The organism is Pseudomonas sp. DW-iso17, from assembly GCF_058725345.1.
On record NZ_JBZXEA010000010.1, the window covers coordinates 96,385 to 110,330 of the forward strand.

Annotated in this window: 17 protein-coding genes; 5 read left to right on the forward strand and 12 right to left on the reverse strand. The window is 62.3% G+C overall.

Translation table 11 applies throughout. The features are described from left to right. Positions 1-17: 17 nt before the first annotated feature. From lhgO to AC4PS6_RS07815, 3 genes are all read right to left on the reverse strand, one after another. Positions 18-1,211 carry an L-2-hydroxyglutarate oxidase gene (gene lhgO / locus AC4PS6_RS07805; RefSeq protein WP_336827341.1) on the reverse strand — a complete coding sequence of 398 codons (1,194 nt, stop codon included), beginning with the start codon at positions 1,209-1,211 and terminating at the stop codon, positions 18-20. Between the two features lie 106 nt (positions 1,212-1,317). Then, on the reverse strand, positions 1,318-2,028 hold the full coding sequence (locus AC4PS6_RS07810) for a FadR/GntR family transcriptional regulator (protein WP_336827340.1): 711 nt from the start codon (positions 2,026-2,028) through the stop codon (positions 1,318-1,320). Positions 2,029-2,066: 38 nt separating this feature from the next. Next, entirely contained in the window at positions 2,067-3,299 is a 1,233-nt protein-coding gene (locus tag AC4PS6_RS07815; RefSeq protein ID WP_336827339.1) for an MFS transporter, read from the reverse strand. Positions 3,300-3,412: 113 nt separating this feature from the next. Here AC4PS6_RS07815 and AC4PS6_RS07820 point away from each other — a divergent pair, with 113 nt between their 5' ends. Both AC4PS6_RS07820 and AC4PS6_RS07825 read left to right on the forward strand, forming a co-directional pair. Continuing rightward, positions 3,413-4,297, forward strand: coding sequence for a LysR family transcriptional regulator (locus AC4PS6_RS07820; protein ID WP_019816880.1), 885 nt, complete (start codon positions 3,413-3,415; stop codon positions 4,295-4,297). Positions 4,298-4,353: 56 nt separating this feature from the next. Then, a complete protein-coding gene (locus AC4PS6_RS07825; protein WP_014718674.1) occupies positions 4,354-5,031 on the forward strand; it encodes a GNAT family N-acetyltransferase in 678 nt (225 codons plus the stop codon). Here AC4PS6_RS07825 and AC4PS6_RS07830 read toward each other — a convergent pair. After that, positions 5,021-5,623, reverse strand: a complete 603-nt coding sequence (locus tag AC4PS6_RS07830; protein ID WP_191949351.1) for a TetR/AcrR family transcriptional regulator — start codon at positions 5,621-5,623, stop codon at positions 5,021-5,023. The two genes, AC4PS6_RS07825 and AC4PS6_RS07830, sit on opposite strands and share 11 nt — an antisense overlap. A gap of 72 nt (positions 5,624-5,695) precedes the next feature. On the opposite strand from AC4PS6_RS07830, the gene AC4PS6_RS07835 reads away from it, so the two are divergent. After that, positions 5,696-6,295, forward strand: a complete 600-nt coding sequence (locus tag AC4PS6_RS07835) for an NAD(P)H-dependent oxidoreductase (protein ID WP_336827338.1) — start codon at positions 5,696-5,698, stop codon at positions 6,293-6,295. A 1-nt stretch (position 6,296) separates the two neighbouring features. Here the strand turns inward: AC4PS6_RS07835 and AC4PS6_RS07840 are convergent, their stop codons facing one another. The 3 genes from AC4PS6_RS07840 to AC4PS6_RS07850 all read right to left on the reverse strand — a co-directional run bounded on the left by AC4PS6_RS07840 (position 6,297) and on the right by AC4PS6_RS07850 (position 8,692). Then, positions 6,297-6,686: a hypothetical protein gene (locus AC4PS6_RS07840; RefSeq protein WP_336827337.1), complete on the reverse strand. Its 390-nt coding sequence runs from the start codon at positions 6,684-6,686 to the stop codon at positions 6,297-6,299. Between the two features lie 61 nt (positions 6,687-6,747). Further along, the gene (gene aroA / locus AC4PS6_RS07845) at positions 6,748-8,004 is read right to left on the reverse strand and encodes a 3-phosphoshikimate 1-carboxyvinyltransferase (protein WP_122300743.1); all 1,257 of its coding nucleotides are present in this window, start codon (positions 8,002-8,004) and stop codon (positions 6,748-6,750) included. Between the two features lie 133 nt (positions 8,005-8,137). Next, on the reverse strand, positions 8,138-8,692 hold the full coding sequence (locus AC4PS6_RS07850) for a UPF0149 family protein (protein WP_073842467.1): 555 nt from the start codon (positions 8,690-8,692) through the stop codon (positions 8,138-8,140). Between the two features lie 184 nt (positions 8,693-8,876). On the opposite strand from AC4PS6_RS07850, the gene AC4PS6_RS07855 reads away from it, so the two are divergent. Further along, positions 8,877-9,689 carry a crotonase/enoyl-CoA hydratase family protein gene (locus AC4PS6_RS07855; RefSeq protein ID WP_032901606.1) on the forward strand — a complete coding sequence of 271 codons (813 nt, stop codon included), beginning with the start codon at positions 8,877-8,879 and terminating at the stop codon, positions 9,687-9,689. Positions 9,690-9,694: 5 nt separating this feature from the next. Beyond that, positions 9,695-10,528 (forward strand): NAD(+) diphosphatase, encoded by an 834-nt coding sequence (nudC, locus tag AC4PS6_RS07860; RefSeq protein ID WP_032901605.1) that lies wholly within the window; start codon positions 9,695-9,697, stop codon positions 10,526-10,528. On the opposite strand, the gene AC4PS6_RS07865 is transcribed toward nudC, so the two are convergent. From AC4PS6_RS07865 to AC4PS6_RS07885, 5 genes are all read right to left on the reverse strand, one after another. Continuing rightward, positions 10,496-11,275, reverse strand: coding sequence for a TSUP family transporter (locus AC4PS6_RS07865; protein ID WP_003191011.1), 780 nt, complete (start codon positions 11,273-11,275; stop codon positions 10,496-10,498). The two genes, nudC and AC4PS6_RS07865, sit on opposite strands and share 33 nt — an antisense overlap. Positions 11,276-11,384: 109 nt before the next feature. Next, complete coding sequence (pcsA, locus tag AC4PS6_RS07870; protein WP_014718666.1) at positions 11,385-12,101, reverse strand: phosphatidylcholine synthase; 717 nt, start codon at positions 12,099-12,101, stop codon at positions 11,385-11,387. A gap of 148 nt (positions 12,102-12,249) precedes the next feature. Beyond that, positions 12,250-13,170 carry a class I SAM-dependent methyltransferase gene (locus tag AC4PS6_RS07875; protein WP_014718665.1) on the reverse strand — a complete coding sequence of 307 codons (921 nt, stop codon included), beginning with the start codon at positions 13,168-13,170 and terminating at the stop codon, positions 12,250-12,252. A gap of 49 nt (positions 13,171-13,219) precedes the next feature. Further along, complete coding sequence (locus AC4PS6_RS07880; protein WP_014718664.1) at positions 13,220-13,708, reverse strand: DUF1289 domain-containing protein; 489 nt, start codon at positions 13,706-13,708, stop codon at positions 13,220-13,222. Positions 13,709-13,854: 146 nt separating this feature from the next. Beyond that, a partial coding sequence (locus tag AC4PS6_RS07885; RefSeq protein WP_230633856.1) for a hypothetical protein occupies positions 13,855-13,946 on the reverse strand: 92 nt, incomplete at its 5' end.

A 13,946-nucleotide genomic window follows, 5' to 3' on the forward strand; every position in this document is an offset into this window, starting at 1 on the left:
GAGCGGGCGGTGCGGTCTTACTGGGGGTGGAACAGGCGGTCGGCGATCATCGCGCCGATGGGCATGGCTGAGGTGGCGGCCGGTGAGGGCGCATTGCACACATGCAGCATTCGTGAGGTTTGGGCGAACAGAAAGTCGTGCACCAGGCTGCCGTCGCGCATTACCGCCTGGGCACGGATGCCGGCCTCGTAGGGCAGCAGGTCATCGAGGGTCAGGGACGGGCAGTACTTGCGGCACTGCTCCAGGTAGCCGGACTTGAACAACGAGTTCTTCATCTCGGTGGTGCCGGAGCCGAGGTTTTGCCACAGGGTTTTCCAGAAACCGGGGAAGCTGGCGTACTGCGCCACGTCGCGCCAGTTCACCGAAAACTTGCGGTAGTTCTCGCGGCCCAGGCCCAGCACGGCATTCGGGCCGACGGTGACGCTGCCGTCGATCATGCGGGTCAGGTGCACGCCGAGGAAGGGCAGCTCCGGGTCAGGGATCGGGTAGATCAGATGGTTGACGATGTTGTTCTTGGCGGCGGGCAGGCGGAAGTACTCGCCCCGAAACGGGATGATCTGATGGTCGATACGGATGCCGGCCAGGCGGGCCAGGCGGTCTGACTGCAAGCCGGCGCACACCACCAAGTGGCGGGCCTGCCAGGTCTCGCCCTCGGTGTTGACGGTGACCGTATCGGTGTTTTCGTGGATGGCAGTGACGGTGCGTTCCAGGCAGATCTGCCCACCGCTGCGACGAATCACCTGGGCCATGGTCTCGCACACCTGGCGGTAATCGACAATCCCGGTGGCATCGAGAAACAAGCCGCCGAGGCCGACGATGTTCGGTTCACGCTGGCGCAGTTGTTCGGCATTCAAGCGCTCGACCTGCATGCCGTTGAGCTGGGCACGGGCGTACAGCGCTTCCATGCGTTGCATTTCAAGCGGACTTGAGGCCACCAGCAGCTTGCCGCACACCTCGAATTTGATCCCGTGTTCGCGGCAGAACTGCTTGGTGGCTTCGGCGCCGCGCTTGCACAAATCGGCCTTGAGGCTGCCGGGTGCATAGTAGATGCCGGCATGGATCACGCCGCTGTTGTGGCCGGTCTGGTGCTTGGCCAGCACCGACTCTTTTTCCAGGATCACCAGCGACGCGCCAGGTTGGCGCTTGAGCAGCTCCATGGCGGTGGCCAGGCCGACGATGCCGCCGCCGATAATGCAAAAGTCATGAATCATTGCAGAAGTACCTAGGTTGTACATTTCAGTCTGCTTATCAGGTTGTCAGACTAATGTTTTTGTTAAAAAAATGGCGTGTCCGCGGACACGCTGCAAACAAGGTGGATCAGTTCGTGGTCGGTAATTCCAGTTGCAGGCGTCGCGCTGCGGCACGCAGGTGCGCCTCGGCACTGGCGGCGGCGCGTTGGGCGTCGCCGTCGGCAATGGCCTGGTAGAGCTGTTGATGTTCCTGGGTGGCATCGGCCGAACCGGTGGCAAAGCGCGACGCCGAGTTCTCCCACGCGGTTTTACGCGCACTGGCCAACTGGCTCCTGAGGAAGTCATGGAAGGCCACGAAGTAGTCATTCTTGCTGGCGTCGGCAATGGCACGGTGGAATTCCACATCGGCCAGGGCTGCGGCTTCAAAGTCGTTGCGGTTGTCCTGCATGGCCTGCAACGCGCTTTTCATGCGCTGCAGGTCGGCGCTGTCGCGGCGCTGGGCAGCAATCGAAGCGGCCTGGGTTTCGATCCACAGGCGCACTTCGAACATCTGCGCCAGGTCAGGTCGTCGCCCGTTGGGCTGCGGAAACCGAAACACCGTGCCCGCAGGGGTCTGCGAAATAAACGAGCCCAGGCCACGGCGGGCGGTGAGCACACCGTCGGCCTTGAGCTGGGCAATGGCTTCACGCACCACGGAACGGCTGACGTTGAGTTGTTCGGCCAGTTGCTGTTCGGTCGGCAGGCGCGACTCCGGGGCCAGTTGGCCGGATTCGATTTCTGCGCGAATGGCGCTGACAACCCGTACGACAAGCGAATCGGGGCGCTGGAGCTCAAGCATGGGAAAACCTTGGTGATCAGGTTGTCAGACAATAGTCGTTACGATTTTAGCTTGTCAATATTTGTCTGCTTCGCGCTGGCCAGGGAATGCCCACGTCTCCAGGCGATCAGCACCGCCAGTAACAGCAAACCTACCGCCATGGCGAAGGTGGCGTGCAGGCCGGCTGCCACCGCCTGGGGCGCGGCGAGGCTGACATCCGGGGTGGCGCGGGCGAACACCGCGCCGAGGGCCGAGGCGCCGAAAATCAGGCCCAGGTTCCGTGACAGATTCAGCAGGCCGGACACTGTGCCTCGGCGTGTCGCCTGTATATCGCTCATCACCGCCGTGTTGTTGGCCGCCTGGAACAGGCTGTAGCCGGCCGTCAACACGATCAGGCCCGCGAGATAAACGCCAAGCCCGGACGCCTGCGATAGCAACAGGGCCCCGCACAGCATCACGCTTAGCCCCACGAGGGTCAGGCGTTGGCTGCCAAGGTGATCGGTCAGGTAACCCGCCGGTACACCGGTCACCGCCGCGACCGTTGGCCCGACGGCCATGGCCAAGCCCATCCAGGCGGGATCGAGGCCCAGGCCACGTGACAGGTAGAACGGCCCCACCACGAACGTGGCCATGATCACCGCCGACACCAGGGCACTCATGGCCAGGCCGGCGCGCAACGGCGCATCGCGCAGGGGCGCCCAGAGTGTATCGCCTGGCCAAGCGTCGCGGCGGTGAGCATCTACCGGCAAATAACGGTAGGCGAAGGCGGCAGCCACACCCGCCAAGGGCAGGCCGATCAAAAACAGCGCGCGCCAGCTCCACAGGCTGAGCAATACCCCGCCGACACTCGGCCCCATGGCCGTGCCGAGTGCCGACAGGGTGCCCAGCAGGCCCATGACTCGGCCGGTATTCTCTTTCGTGACAGTGTCACCCACCATGCCCAGGGTCATCGCCATCATGATCGCCGCGCCCAGGCCCTGGAATGCCCGTGCGCCGATCAGCCAGGGCAGGGTTGGCGCGGCGGCACACCCGGCGCAGGCCAGGGCAAACACCAGCAACCCGGCCAGCAGCAAGCGCCGGCGCCCCAGACGGTCGCCCAGGCGCCCGGCGCTGACAATCACGGCGGTGATGGCCAGCAGGTAGGCGAGCACCACCCACTGCACGGCCTGAAACGAGGCACCGAAGGCGTGCGCCAGGCTGGGCAGGCCGACATTGGCGATGCTGGTGCCCAGGGCGGCCAGCAACATGGACAGCGACAAGGCGACCAGGCCGCCGCGTGTGGAGGTTTGCATGCGCGTTTCCTTGAGTGAATGCACCTGTCACAAATCTACGGCGTCGCCTAACATGGCGGAAGACGCATGGCTTGCAGGTTATAGCTGCACCCAACGCCTGATCAGGAGCCCGCATGCCCGACCTCAATTTACTCATCACCCTCGACGTGTTGCTTGCCGAAGGCAGCGTCGCTCGCGCCGCCCAGCGCCTGCGCCTGAGCCCTTCGGCCATGAGCCGGGCCCTGGCGCGTTTGCGTGCGGCCACGGGCGATCCGCTACTGGTACGTGCCGGGCGCGGCCTGGTGCCGACGCCCCGGGCGTTGCAATTGCGCGAACAGGTTAGCCAACTGGTGCAGGACGCCCATGCGGTATTGCGCCCGGCGCACACCCTGGACTTGGGTGAGGTGGTGCGTACCTTCACCCTGCGCACCAGTGAGGAGTTCGTCGAACGCTTCGGCCCTGCATTGCTCGCGCGTATCGCCCAGGAGGCTCCAGGGGTGCGCTTGCGTTTCGTGCACAAGAGCGACAAGCACAGTGCGCTGCTGCGCGACGGTGGCGTCGACCTGGAAACCGGTGTGGTCGATGTCGGCGCCAGCCCGGAGGTGCTGACCCAGGCGCTGTTCCGTGATCGCCTGGTGGGCGTGGTGCGCGAGGGCCATGCTCTGAGCCGCGGCCCCTTGAGCGCAGCGCGTTTCGCCCAGGGACAACATGTCTACGTGTCGCGGCGCGGCCAGGACCGTGGCCAGATCGATGAGGCCCTTGAGGCGCAAGGTCTGGTTCGGCAGGTCAGCATCGTGGTCGCCGGTTTCAACACGGCCATCGCCCTGGCGCGTGATACCGACCTGATCGCCAGCGTGCCTGAGCGCTATATCACAGTGCCGCCTCGAGGCTTGTATTGCTTTGAGCTACCGGTGACATTGCCGCCATTTACCGTGGCGATGCTGTGGCACCCGCGACAGGACGCCGACCTGGCCCATCGCTGGCTGCGCGCGTGTTTGCGCGAGGTGTGCGGGCCATGAGCGGCGCGCAACAGGTACAATCGCCGCTGCCTTGACGCGAAACCCCAGGAATTTGCATGTTCAGCCTTACCCGCTACACCACGCCGTGCCCCGAACCGGTCAACAGCCAGATCCTGCAGATGGTGGTGGACAACCTCACCGATATCAGCAGCGTAGCGCTGGCACCGAGCAACCTGCTCTACAACATCTACCAGTACGCCATCGGGTTTGAGGTACACCTGTACCTTGAGGCGTTGAATGGCGAAAAGGGCATCGCCGTCGAGTTGGTCGTGGCGATGGAAGACGAGACGGTGGTGGGCTTTTGCCTGTACCTGCCGGTGAAGGATGACCCGAACGCGTGTGGCATCGCGTTTATGGCGGTGCAGGCCGGCTTTCGTCGCCAGGGTGTGGCACGCAGCATGCTGGACGAGGTGTTGGCGCGTTATCCCCACGCCGAACTGGCCTGTGCGGTAGAGAAGGTTGCGGTGTTCGAAGCCATGGGTTTCCAGGTACGCGGTGCGCGTGGCACCCAGGTCGTGATGAACACCCGCAACTACGGCACCGATGGGCTGATGGGCGTGTTGGATGTGGCTTCAATCTACAGCTCGCTGGAAGTGCGGCAGATCCACACCTACCTGCTGCAAAAACACGGCAAGCGCGCCATGGTCGATGCGGAGAAACAGCGTGATCGGCACCTGGACCAGTTGACGCGCAAGGCGCAACTGTTCGTCCAGGGCCGTCTGCCTACGGCCTGACGCGCATGACCATCCCGAGGATAGTCTCCAGCAGTTCCTGCTGAGCTTCCTCGCGGCTGATCTCGCCATTGGCCGCCGCATGGGACAGGGCTTCCGCCGCGCCGAGCATGGCGCGCAACCCGGCCTGGGAAATACTGCCGCCGTGGGTGAAGGGCGACAGCGCGTCTCTGCACTTATCGAGGAAGATCGCCTCGTATTCGCGCTTGGACGCTTCCAACTCCGGCGAACCGCTCAAGGCGGCAATCACCCCGGGGATTTCCCGACCTTGCAACAACACACAATCGACATACGACGACGCGATAACCCACGCGCGGTCCTCAAGCGTCGCCTTGCTGGTGGCGATGGCATCGGCAAACACCTGGTCCTGGCGCGCGTCGAAGTCTGCATACAGCGCGGCCAGCAACCCCGCGCGTGTAGCGAAGTGGTCGTACACCACTGGTTTGGTGACGCCCGCCAGCTCGGCCAGGCGGCCCAGGGTCAGGGCGTCGGTGCCTTCGTCACGCACCAATTGCCAGGCGACGTCGAGTAACTGGCGCAGGCGATCTTCACGGGACAAACGACGACGGGGGGCAGGGGATTCATTGCTTGACATGCTTATATACCAAAAGTAACTTATTCGACGTAACTTACTAAAAGTAGATTAAGCCGAAACGGAGTCAAAGTCATGCACGCACTGATCGTTGTTGCCCATCACGACCCGCAATCCCTCACCCACAGCGTGGCCGCCGAGGTGGGCGCGGGCTTGAGCGCCTCTGGCCACACCTTTGAAATAGCCGACCTTGCCGCTGAAGGGTTCGACCCACGCTACAGCGCGGCCGACCATCGGGTGCACCGTACTCGGGCGACGCCGCCAGCCGACGTGGTGGCCGAGCAGGCCCGCATCGATCGCGCCGACGCGCTGGTGCTGGCATTCCCCATCTACTGGTGGTCAATGCCGGCATTGCTCAAGGGTTGGGTCGACCGCGTATTCGTCAATGGCTGGGCGATTGATTACGGCCCCGATACACCGGTGCAGAAGAAACTCAGGCATTTGCACGTGCATGTGCTGGCCCTGGGGGCGGCTGACCAAAGCGCCTTCGATCGACACGGTTATGCCAAGGCCATGAATACCCAGATCGACTACGGCATCTTTGATTATTGCGGGGCGCGGGTACTTACCTCGCAGTTGTTGCTGGACTCGGAAAACGGCACGGCCCAGGCGCATTTGCACAAGGCCCGGGCTGTAGGGCAGGGGTTGTTTGAGCGTGAGGCCGTTGCGGGATAATTCAAGCGTCGCGAAACAGGTCGTGGGCGTCCAGCAAGCGGTAGGCAATCTCTGGGTTTTTCTCCAGGCCACGGCGTATGGAGGCGGGGATCGACTGGCGAGTCTTGCGGCACATGCCCGGCAGTTCGTCGATGACGATCTGGATCCCGCGCATGCTTTTGACCTCGGTATGCCCGGGCGCGATGTGGACGCGGATGCCGAGTTGGTCGTACATCCGCTGTTGCAAGTGTTCGAGGTCTTGCAGGCTCTTGAGGTTTTCCAGGCGCGCCAGCAGGATTTTTTCCTGCTGTCGCGTCAGTTGCAGAATGCGCAGATCAGCGCCGGGAGCTTCCAGCAGTTGTTCACGGTTGCAGACACAGGCGCCGGGTGGGCAGGGTTGGCGAAGGGTCATTGACGCTCCCGGCAAGGTTCAGTTGTAGGAGCGAGCTTGCTCGCCCCTACAGGTTTGTGTGTCAGTAGCTCAAGTGAACGCCCAGGCTGGCCAGCGCTTTCCAGTAGTCAGGGTAGGTCTTGGCTACGCAGTCCGGGTCTTGGATGCGAATGCCCGAGACTTTCAGCCCGGCCAGGGCAAAGCACATGGCGATGCGATGGTCGGCGTGGGTGTCGATCAGTGCGGTGCAGGCGGTGCCAGCCAAAGCGGGGTCGCTGGCAACCAGCAAGTCATCACCCTCGATGGTCGCCAGGCTCGGGCGAATTTCGTTGAGGCCATCGTGCAGCGCCTGCACGCGGTCACATTCCTTGACGCGCAGGTTCGCCAGTTCAGTGAAGCGCACCGGGGTGTTGTTGAACGCGGCGAGCACTGCCAGGGTCGGGATCGCATCCTGCATTTGTGAACCCACCACCGTGGCCTGCATGTTCGGGAATTGCGCGATCACGGCCTGGGCCTTGGCGTCGGGCTGGGTGAAATCCTGTGGGGCTACACCAATATCGATACGGCCACCGGTCAGTACTTCTGCGGCCCACAGGTAAGTGGCGGCGGAAGCGTCGGGTTCGATCAGGTAGTCATGGGCGGTATAGCCGGTGGGGGCCACGCGCCAGGTGGTGTCGTCCACGGCGTCGACCTGGGCCCCGAACGCACGCATGCAATCGAGGGTCAGGTCCACGTAGCCACGGGCGCCAATGTCCTTGCCGGTCAGCGCCACTTCAATCGGCGCTTCGCCGCACGCCGCCAGCATCAGCAGGGCCGATACGTACTGGCTGGACAAACCTGCGTCAATCTCAAAACGCCTGGCCTGGACCTTGCCCGCGCCGTGCACGGTTACCGGTGGGCAACCGGTGGGGCTGTCGACCTGGATGCCGTTCTGGCCCAGGGTGGCCAGCAGCGGGCCGATGGGGCGTTTTTGCATGTACTCGTCACCGTCCAGTACCACGGTGCCTTGCACGGTGGCGACGGCAGCCGTGAGAAAGCGCATGGCGGTGCCGGCGTTGCCGAGGAACAACGGCTGGGCCGGCAATTGCAGCGAGCCTTGGCTGGTGACGACAAAGGTGGTGTCGTCCGGCTCGTCGATGGTGACGCCCATCTGCCGCAGGGCGACCGACATGTGGCGCGTGTCATCACTTTTGAGCGCACCGCTCAAACGGCTGGTGCCCTTGGCCAGTGCCGCCAGCAACAGCGCACGGTTGGTAATGGATTTGGAGCCGGGGGGCGCGACCTTGCCAGTGAGGGGGAAGTTGGGCGGTGTAACGGTCACGGTTTTCTGCGAACTCAAGGTACAAGGCTCCTGGTCAAGGCGAGGTGGCGTGGAGTGGCCGACGTGCGGACCCGAATCATCAGGCAAACACGCCATGCTTGTCGAGTGAGTGGGTGATCTGCGTGATTTATTGGCATGCGCTCCTACTGCCTTAACGCTGGCTCAACCAGTAGTCATGCAGCGCCCGCGCAGCCGGTTCGATTGCGCTGACCTGCAGTTGATGGGCGTTTACATCCAGATCCGCCGGCAATTCGAAATTGTCCTGTTCGGCGCACCAGGAAATCCGCTCCAGTTGCCCGGCTTGTACAGCGGGCAATGGCGGCCAGTTGGCGATTGTCACGCCGCGCACATAACCAAAGCACCATTCCTCGGCAAGGGTCACCGCCTGGCCTTGATGTTCGGTTTCATCGAAACGGGCTTTGAATGCCTGGGAGTCAGTGGCCAATTGCGCGGCCAGGGTATTCATATGGCGTACACACAGCTCGAGAAAAGCCTGGGCCTCGTCCATGTTGTCCCATTCAGGGTTTTGCCCACCCCAGATCGCCGGGAACCACTCGGCCACATCCACCTTGGCCGGGCTGGAAACCAGGGCGGTGAAATAACCGTCGAGTTCGGCCATGTTCAGCACCGAGTGGTCTTCGCCGTATTTGAGCAAGGTGGCGTCAATGAATTCGAAATCGGCGGGAGCGAGGGGTTGGGCGTGCATGGCATATCCTTAAAACGTCGAGCGCCGCGCACAGCGCGGCTTAAAGCGCAAAGGATGGCCTGTGCATCGGGTTTTATCCAGCGTCTTTTCCCTCACCGTGACCAGTCCCGTTTTTGGCCGATGCGCCGTGGCGCACCCTTGATATAGTCTGGCCTTTCTCAATCGCCAGTCAGGGATCACTGCCATGTCCGAATACCAAGCCTTCGTTGTCGAACTCAGTGGCAACGTTGCCCATGTGCAGATCAATCGCCCGGAAAAGATCAACGCCATGAACGCGGCGTTCTGGACCGAAATCATCGACATCTTCCAATGGGTCGACGAGACCGACGCCGTGCGTGCCGTGGTGCTCAGCGGGGCGGGCAAGCACTTTTCCTCGGGCATCGACCTGATGATGCTGGCCTCGATCGCCAATGACTTTGGCAAGGACGTGGGTCGCAATGCGCGCCTGCTGCGCCGCAAGATTCTCGAGCTGCAAGCTTCGTTCAACGCCGTGGACACTTGCCGCAAGCCCGTGCTGGCGGCGATCCAGGGCTACTGCATTGGCGGTGCCATCGACCTGATCAGCGCGTGCGACATGCGCTACGCGGCCGAAGACGCGCAATTCTCGATCAAGGAAATCGACATCGGCATGGCCGCCGACGTCGGCACCTTGCAACGCCTGCCGCGCATTATCGGCGATGGCATGCTGCGTGAACTGGCCTATACCGGTCGTCAATTCGGCGCTGAAGAAGCGCGCAGCATCGGCCTGGTCAATCGCGTGTTTGCCGATCAGCAAAGCCTGCTGGCGGGTGTCATGGACCTGGCCCAGCAAATCGCCGCCAAGTCGCCGATTGCCGTGACTGGCACCAAGGCCATGATCAGCTACATGCGTGACCACACAGTCAATGACGGCCTGGAATACGTTGCCACCTGGAACTCGGCTATGTTGCAATCCAACGACCTGCGCGTGGCCATCGCGGCCCATATGAGTAAGCAGAAACCCGAATTCGTGGATTGACTGACATGACCCCAGGCTGGATTACCACAACGCTGCTGGACAACGACGCCCCCGGCGGCTGGGCCGTCGCCCGCAGCCGCGAAGGCTTTTTACACGATACCAACGGCCCGCTGTTCCCGCGCGAATGGCTCAAGCGCCAGGACCTGTCGGTGTTTGCCGAACACGGCATCGGCCATCTCGATGGCGAGCCGGTGTACCTGTTGGAACTCAACGCGTCGGCAGAGGTGCCAGGGTGCAGTTGGCAAGGCTTGCGCGGCTTTATGCTGCAAGGTGATCACACCCTGTACAAGGTGCTGGGCTACGCCGCGCAGATCGGCACCTGGGCGCGGGAGCACCGTTTTTGTGGCAGTTGCGGCCAGGCGATGGTACAGGTGCCGCGGGAGCGGGCGATGTATTGCCAGGCCTGCGACCTGCGCAGCTATCCACGCATCTCGCCAAGCATGATCGTGCTGGTGACTCGTGGCGATGACATCCTGCTGGCGCGCTCGCCGCGTTTCGTCACGGGGGTCTACAGCACCCTGGCCGGTTTTGCCGAGCCGGGTGAGTCCGCCGAAGACTGCCTGATCCGTGAAGTGCGCGAAGAGGTGCAGTTGGAGGTCAAGAACATCCAGTACATGGGCAGCCAATGCTGGCCGTTCCCTCACTCGATGATGCTGGGCTTTCACGCCGAATACGCCGGTGGCGATATCGTGCCCCAGGCCGACGAGATCGAGGACGCGCAGTGGTTCAATATCCACGAGCTGCCGCCGTTGCCGGCGTCACGCTCGATTGCGCGTTACCTGATCGACCTCTACGTGGCCCGCCGCCTAGGCCACGCTGAACCAGTGCTGCCAGGCTAGGCGCACGGTCAGGCCCAGCACCACGGTGATAAACACTGGGCGGATGAATTTGGCGCCGCCGCTGATCGCGCTGCGTGCGCCAAAGAACGCGCCACACATCACCGACACACCCATCGCCAGGCCGACGATCCAGTCCACCGACCCATTGATGATGAACACCGTCAGCGCCGCGGCGTTGCTGACGAAGTTCATGCTGCGCGCCACGCCGCTGGCCTTCACCAGATCGATGGGGTGCAGCAGCATCGTGCTGACCGTCCAGAACGCCCCCGTGCCGGGCCCGGCCACGCCATCGTAAAAGCCCAGGCCAAAGCCCTGGGTGGCTTGCCATTTCTTTTTGATCGGTGCCTCGGCATCCAGTGGCGCCTTGGGCGTGCCCCCGAACAGCAGGTACACACCGCAGGCGAAGACGATCACCGGGAGCATCTTGTTCAGGGTTTCGGCAGGCAAGTAATGAGCGACGACCGCGCCGGTCAGTGCACCGATCAAGGTACCGACAATGGCGTGCACCCATTGGCGTGGGTGGAACAGCTTGCGGCGGTAGAAGGTAAAACTGGCGGTGGCCGAGCCGAAGGTGGAGCTGAGCTTGTTGGTGCCCAGCACCAGATGCGGCGGCATACCGGCGGTGAGCAGGGCCGGGGTGGTCAACAAACCGCCACCGCCGGCGATGGCGTCGATAAAACCGGCGATAAAAGCGACAACGGCCAGGATGGCCAGGGTGGTGAGGTCTACGCTGAGTTCGAAGGGCATGGGCAGGGCTTATTGTTGGAGGGCCGCAGAAGGCCAGCATCTTACTGCGATGTGACTCAAATGTGGGAGGTGGCAAGCCTCTCCCACATCTTTTACCGGGCCCGCCTGGTTATTTGTGCGCGCCCAGCCATTCCACGGCCGTGCGCCAGATGCAGATACCCAGGAAGTACGCCGACATCAGCGACCACAAGCCAAATGTCCAAGGGTTGGTATTCGGGTAATCCACCACCATCAGGAAGCTGCACAGCAGCCAGATAGTGGTCACCGCGATGTTGATCGGCATGAAACGCTTGACCCGGAACGGGTGCAGGAACTTCATCGGCGTCACGGTCAACAGCGCCAGGCCGATCACGGTCAGCAAGGTGACCCAGGCATCCGGCTGGATGATATAGACGCACAGGGCAACGACGTTCCAGGCGGCAGGGAAGCCGACGAAGTAGTTGTCCTTGCTCTTCATGTTCACATTGCAAAAGCAGAACAGCGACGACACCAGGATCACCGACACCGCAAACAGGTGGGTGAACTCGGGCAGGTCGATGTAGCGGTAGATAAACAGGGCAGGAATGAACACGTAGGTGAGGTAGTCGATCACCAGGTCGAGCACCGAGCCGTCAAAGCTGGGCAGCACCGTGCTGACATTCACCCGTCGCGCCAGCGAGCCGTCGACGCCATCCACCACCAGTGCCAGGCCCAGCCACAGCAGGCACGCCTTGGGGGAGTTTTCCAGCAGCGCCAGGGTGGCCAAAAAGGCCAGTACCACACCGGTGGCGGTAAAGCCGTGGGCGCCCCAGGCTTTGAGTCTGGCTACATGCAGGGTCGATATCACGGGCGGTTCTCCAAAAGGTCAAACGGGGCAGCCGACGACGTAGCGCCGTCGAGTCTGGCCAGGGAATGCAGGTATCGACCGGGAAGGGGAGGATAAGGTTCACCGCCCGGCGTATCCGTTAGCGTAGCAAGCGTAGGATGTTTCGGCATCAGCCCTGACGGAACACCAGTGCCTTTAGTCCACTCTGCGGATCAATGTCAGGAAATTCCGGTGGGTTTTCCAGCCGCTGTACAAACCGCAGGCCCGGTGCTTCGCGGGTCACGCCGTCGATCAGGAAATCTTCGCCGAAGGCCGGATCGTTCATGCATGCCAGTACGGTGCCGTGGGCACTGAGCAAGTCCGGCAGGCGGCGCAGCACGCGCTGGTAATCCTTGGTCAGCAGGAAACTGCCTTTCTGGAAGGAGGGCGGGTCGATGATCACCAGGTCATAAGGACCGTTGTTCGTCACCTTGGCCCAGGACTTGAACAGGTCGTGGCCCAGGAAACTCACCCGGCTCAGGTCGTGCCCATTCAAACGATGGTTGTCGCGGCCACGGCTGAGGGCACCACGGGCCATATCCAGGTTCACCACATGGTCGGCGCCGCCTTCGATGGCGGCCACGGAAAAACCGCAGGTATAGGCAAACAAATTCAGCACGCGCTGGCCCTGTGCTTGCTCACGTACCCAGTTGCGCCCGTAACGCATGTCGAGAAACAGCCCGCTGTTCTGTTTTTTACCCAGGTCGATCAGGTAGCGCAGGCCGCCCTCGGTGATGGTCAACTCGTCGATGGCGTCGCCCACCAGCCATTCGGTGGTGCTTTGCGGCAGGTAGCGGTGTTGCAGGGCCACGGTGTGCGCGCCGAAAGCGGCCCAGTCGATGTGCAGTAGCGTCTGCTTCAGGGCCTGCAGGTGCTCGGTTTCCTTGAACAACGCCACCAGCACCACCCCTTGCAGCCAGTCCACCGTCAGTTGTTCCAGGCCCGGCCAGCAGCGGCCACGGCCATGGAACAGGCGCCGGGTTTCCGCGGGCGCGTCAGCCAGGGCAGTGAGCAAGTGGGCGTGCAGGGTAGCGAGTGCGTCTGGGTTCATCGTTAAGGGTCAGTCATCGGGCGGGCGGCATTTTAAACACAACTGTGGGTCAGCGCGTGGCAATCAGCGCCGGGCCGAATGACTCTTTCAAGAAAACCGGGGCGATATAGCGCTCGTAATGTGCCTCGGACAGCAGAAAAAACTCTCGATCTATCGCATCGCGCAAATCCGCCAGGTGGCGTTCGCGAAACTCCGGTAACAGCGTCAACCCATAGGCATCCAGCTTGGAAATCACCCGCGCTCCGCGCGCAATCAACTGGTATGCCCAGCAATACGGCGACTGGTGCGGCATAAAACGAATCTTGCGCGCTTCCAGCTGCTGTCGCAGGCAGTGCGGGTCGAACACTTCCAGCTTGCTGGCCATCACCTGCACCAGCAGTTGTTCCAGGCGCAGCCACACCGCCTGTTTTTCCTCGGCGTTATAGCCATTCCACTGGATCACCTCGTGGTGATAACGCTTGCAGCCCCGACAGACCAGGTCACCGTAGACGGTGGAACACAGCCCGACGCAGGGGGTTTTAATGGTGTGGTTGGGCATAAAGGCTTACTTGCAAAGTCTATGGATCACAATAGCCAATGTGGGAGCTGGCTTGCCCGCGATAGCTGTGTGTCAGTGGGTACATCCGTGACTGATACACCGCTATCGCGGGCAAGCCCGCTCCCACATTTTTTGGTTCGTGTTGATTAGTCCCAGCTCAACGCGCCGCCAGTCTGATACTCAATCACACGGGTCTCGAAGAAGTTTTTCTCTTTCTTCAAGTCCATGATCTCGCTCA

Excerpts from the sequence above, each read along its gene's own strand:
- AC4PS6_RS07820 (WP_019816880.1), top strand. The coding sequence starts at position 3,413 with ATGCCCGACCTCAATTTACTCATCACCCTCGACGTGTTGCTTGCCGAA.
- AC4PS6_RS07815 (WP_336827339.1), bottom strand. The coding sequence starts at position 3,299 with ATGCAAACCTCCACACGCGGCGGCCTGGTCGCCTTGTCGCTGTCCATG.
- AC4PS6_RS07825 (WP_014718674.1), top strand. The coding sequence starts at position 4,354 with ATGTTCAGCCTTACCCGCTACACCACGCCGTGCCCCGAACCGGTCAAC.
- nudC (WP_032901605.1), top strand. The coding sequence starts at position 9,695 with ATGACCCCAGGCTGGATTACCACAACGCTGCTGGACAACGACGCCCCC.
- AC4PS6_RS07810 (WP_336827340.1), bottom strand. The coding sequence starts at position 2,028 with ATGCTTGAGCTCCAGCGCCCCGATTCGCTTGTCGTACGGGTTGTCAGC.
- AC4PS6_RS07875 (WP_014718665.1), bottom strand. The coding sequence starts at position 13,170 with ATGAACCCAGACGCACTCGCTACCCTGCACGCCCACTTGCTCACTGCC.
- AC4PS6_RS07865 (WP_003191011.1), bottom strand. The coding sequence starts at position 11,275 with ATGCCCTTCGAACTCAGCGTAGACCTCACCACCCTGGCCATCCTGGCC.
- AC4PS6_RS07835 (WP_336827338.1), top strand. The coding sequence starts at position 5,696 with ATGCACGCACTGATCGTTGTTGCCCATCACGACCCGCAATCCCTCACC.
- AC4PS6_RS07880 (WP_014718664.1), bottom strand. The coding sequence starts at position 13,708 with ATGCCCAACCACACCATTAAAACCCCCTGCGTCGGGCTGTGTTCCACC.
- lhgO (WP_336827341.1), bottom strand. The coding sequence starts at position 1,211 with ATGATTCATGACTTTTGCATTATCGGCGGCGGCATCGTCGGCCTGGCC.
- AC4PS6_RS07830 (WP_191949351.1), bottom strand. The coding sequence starts at position 5,623 with ATGTCAAGCAATGAATCCCCTGCCCCCCGTCGTCGTTTGTCCCGTGAA.
- AC4PS6_RS07855 (WP_032901606.1), top strand. The coding sequence starts at position 8,877 with ATGTCCGAATACCAAGCCTTCGTTGTCGAACTCAGTGGCAACGTTGCC.
- AC4PS6_RS07840 (WP_336827337.1), bottom strand. The coding sequence starts at position 6,686 with ATGACCCTTCGCCAACCCTGCCCACCCGGCGCCTGTGTCTGCAACCGT.
- AC4PS6_RS07850 (WP_073842467.1), bottom strand. The coding sequence starts at position 8,692 with ATGCACGCCCAACCCCTCGCTCCCGCCGATTTCGAATTCATTGACGCC.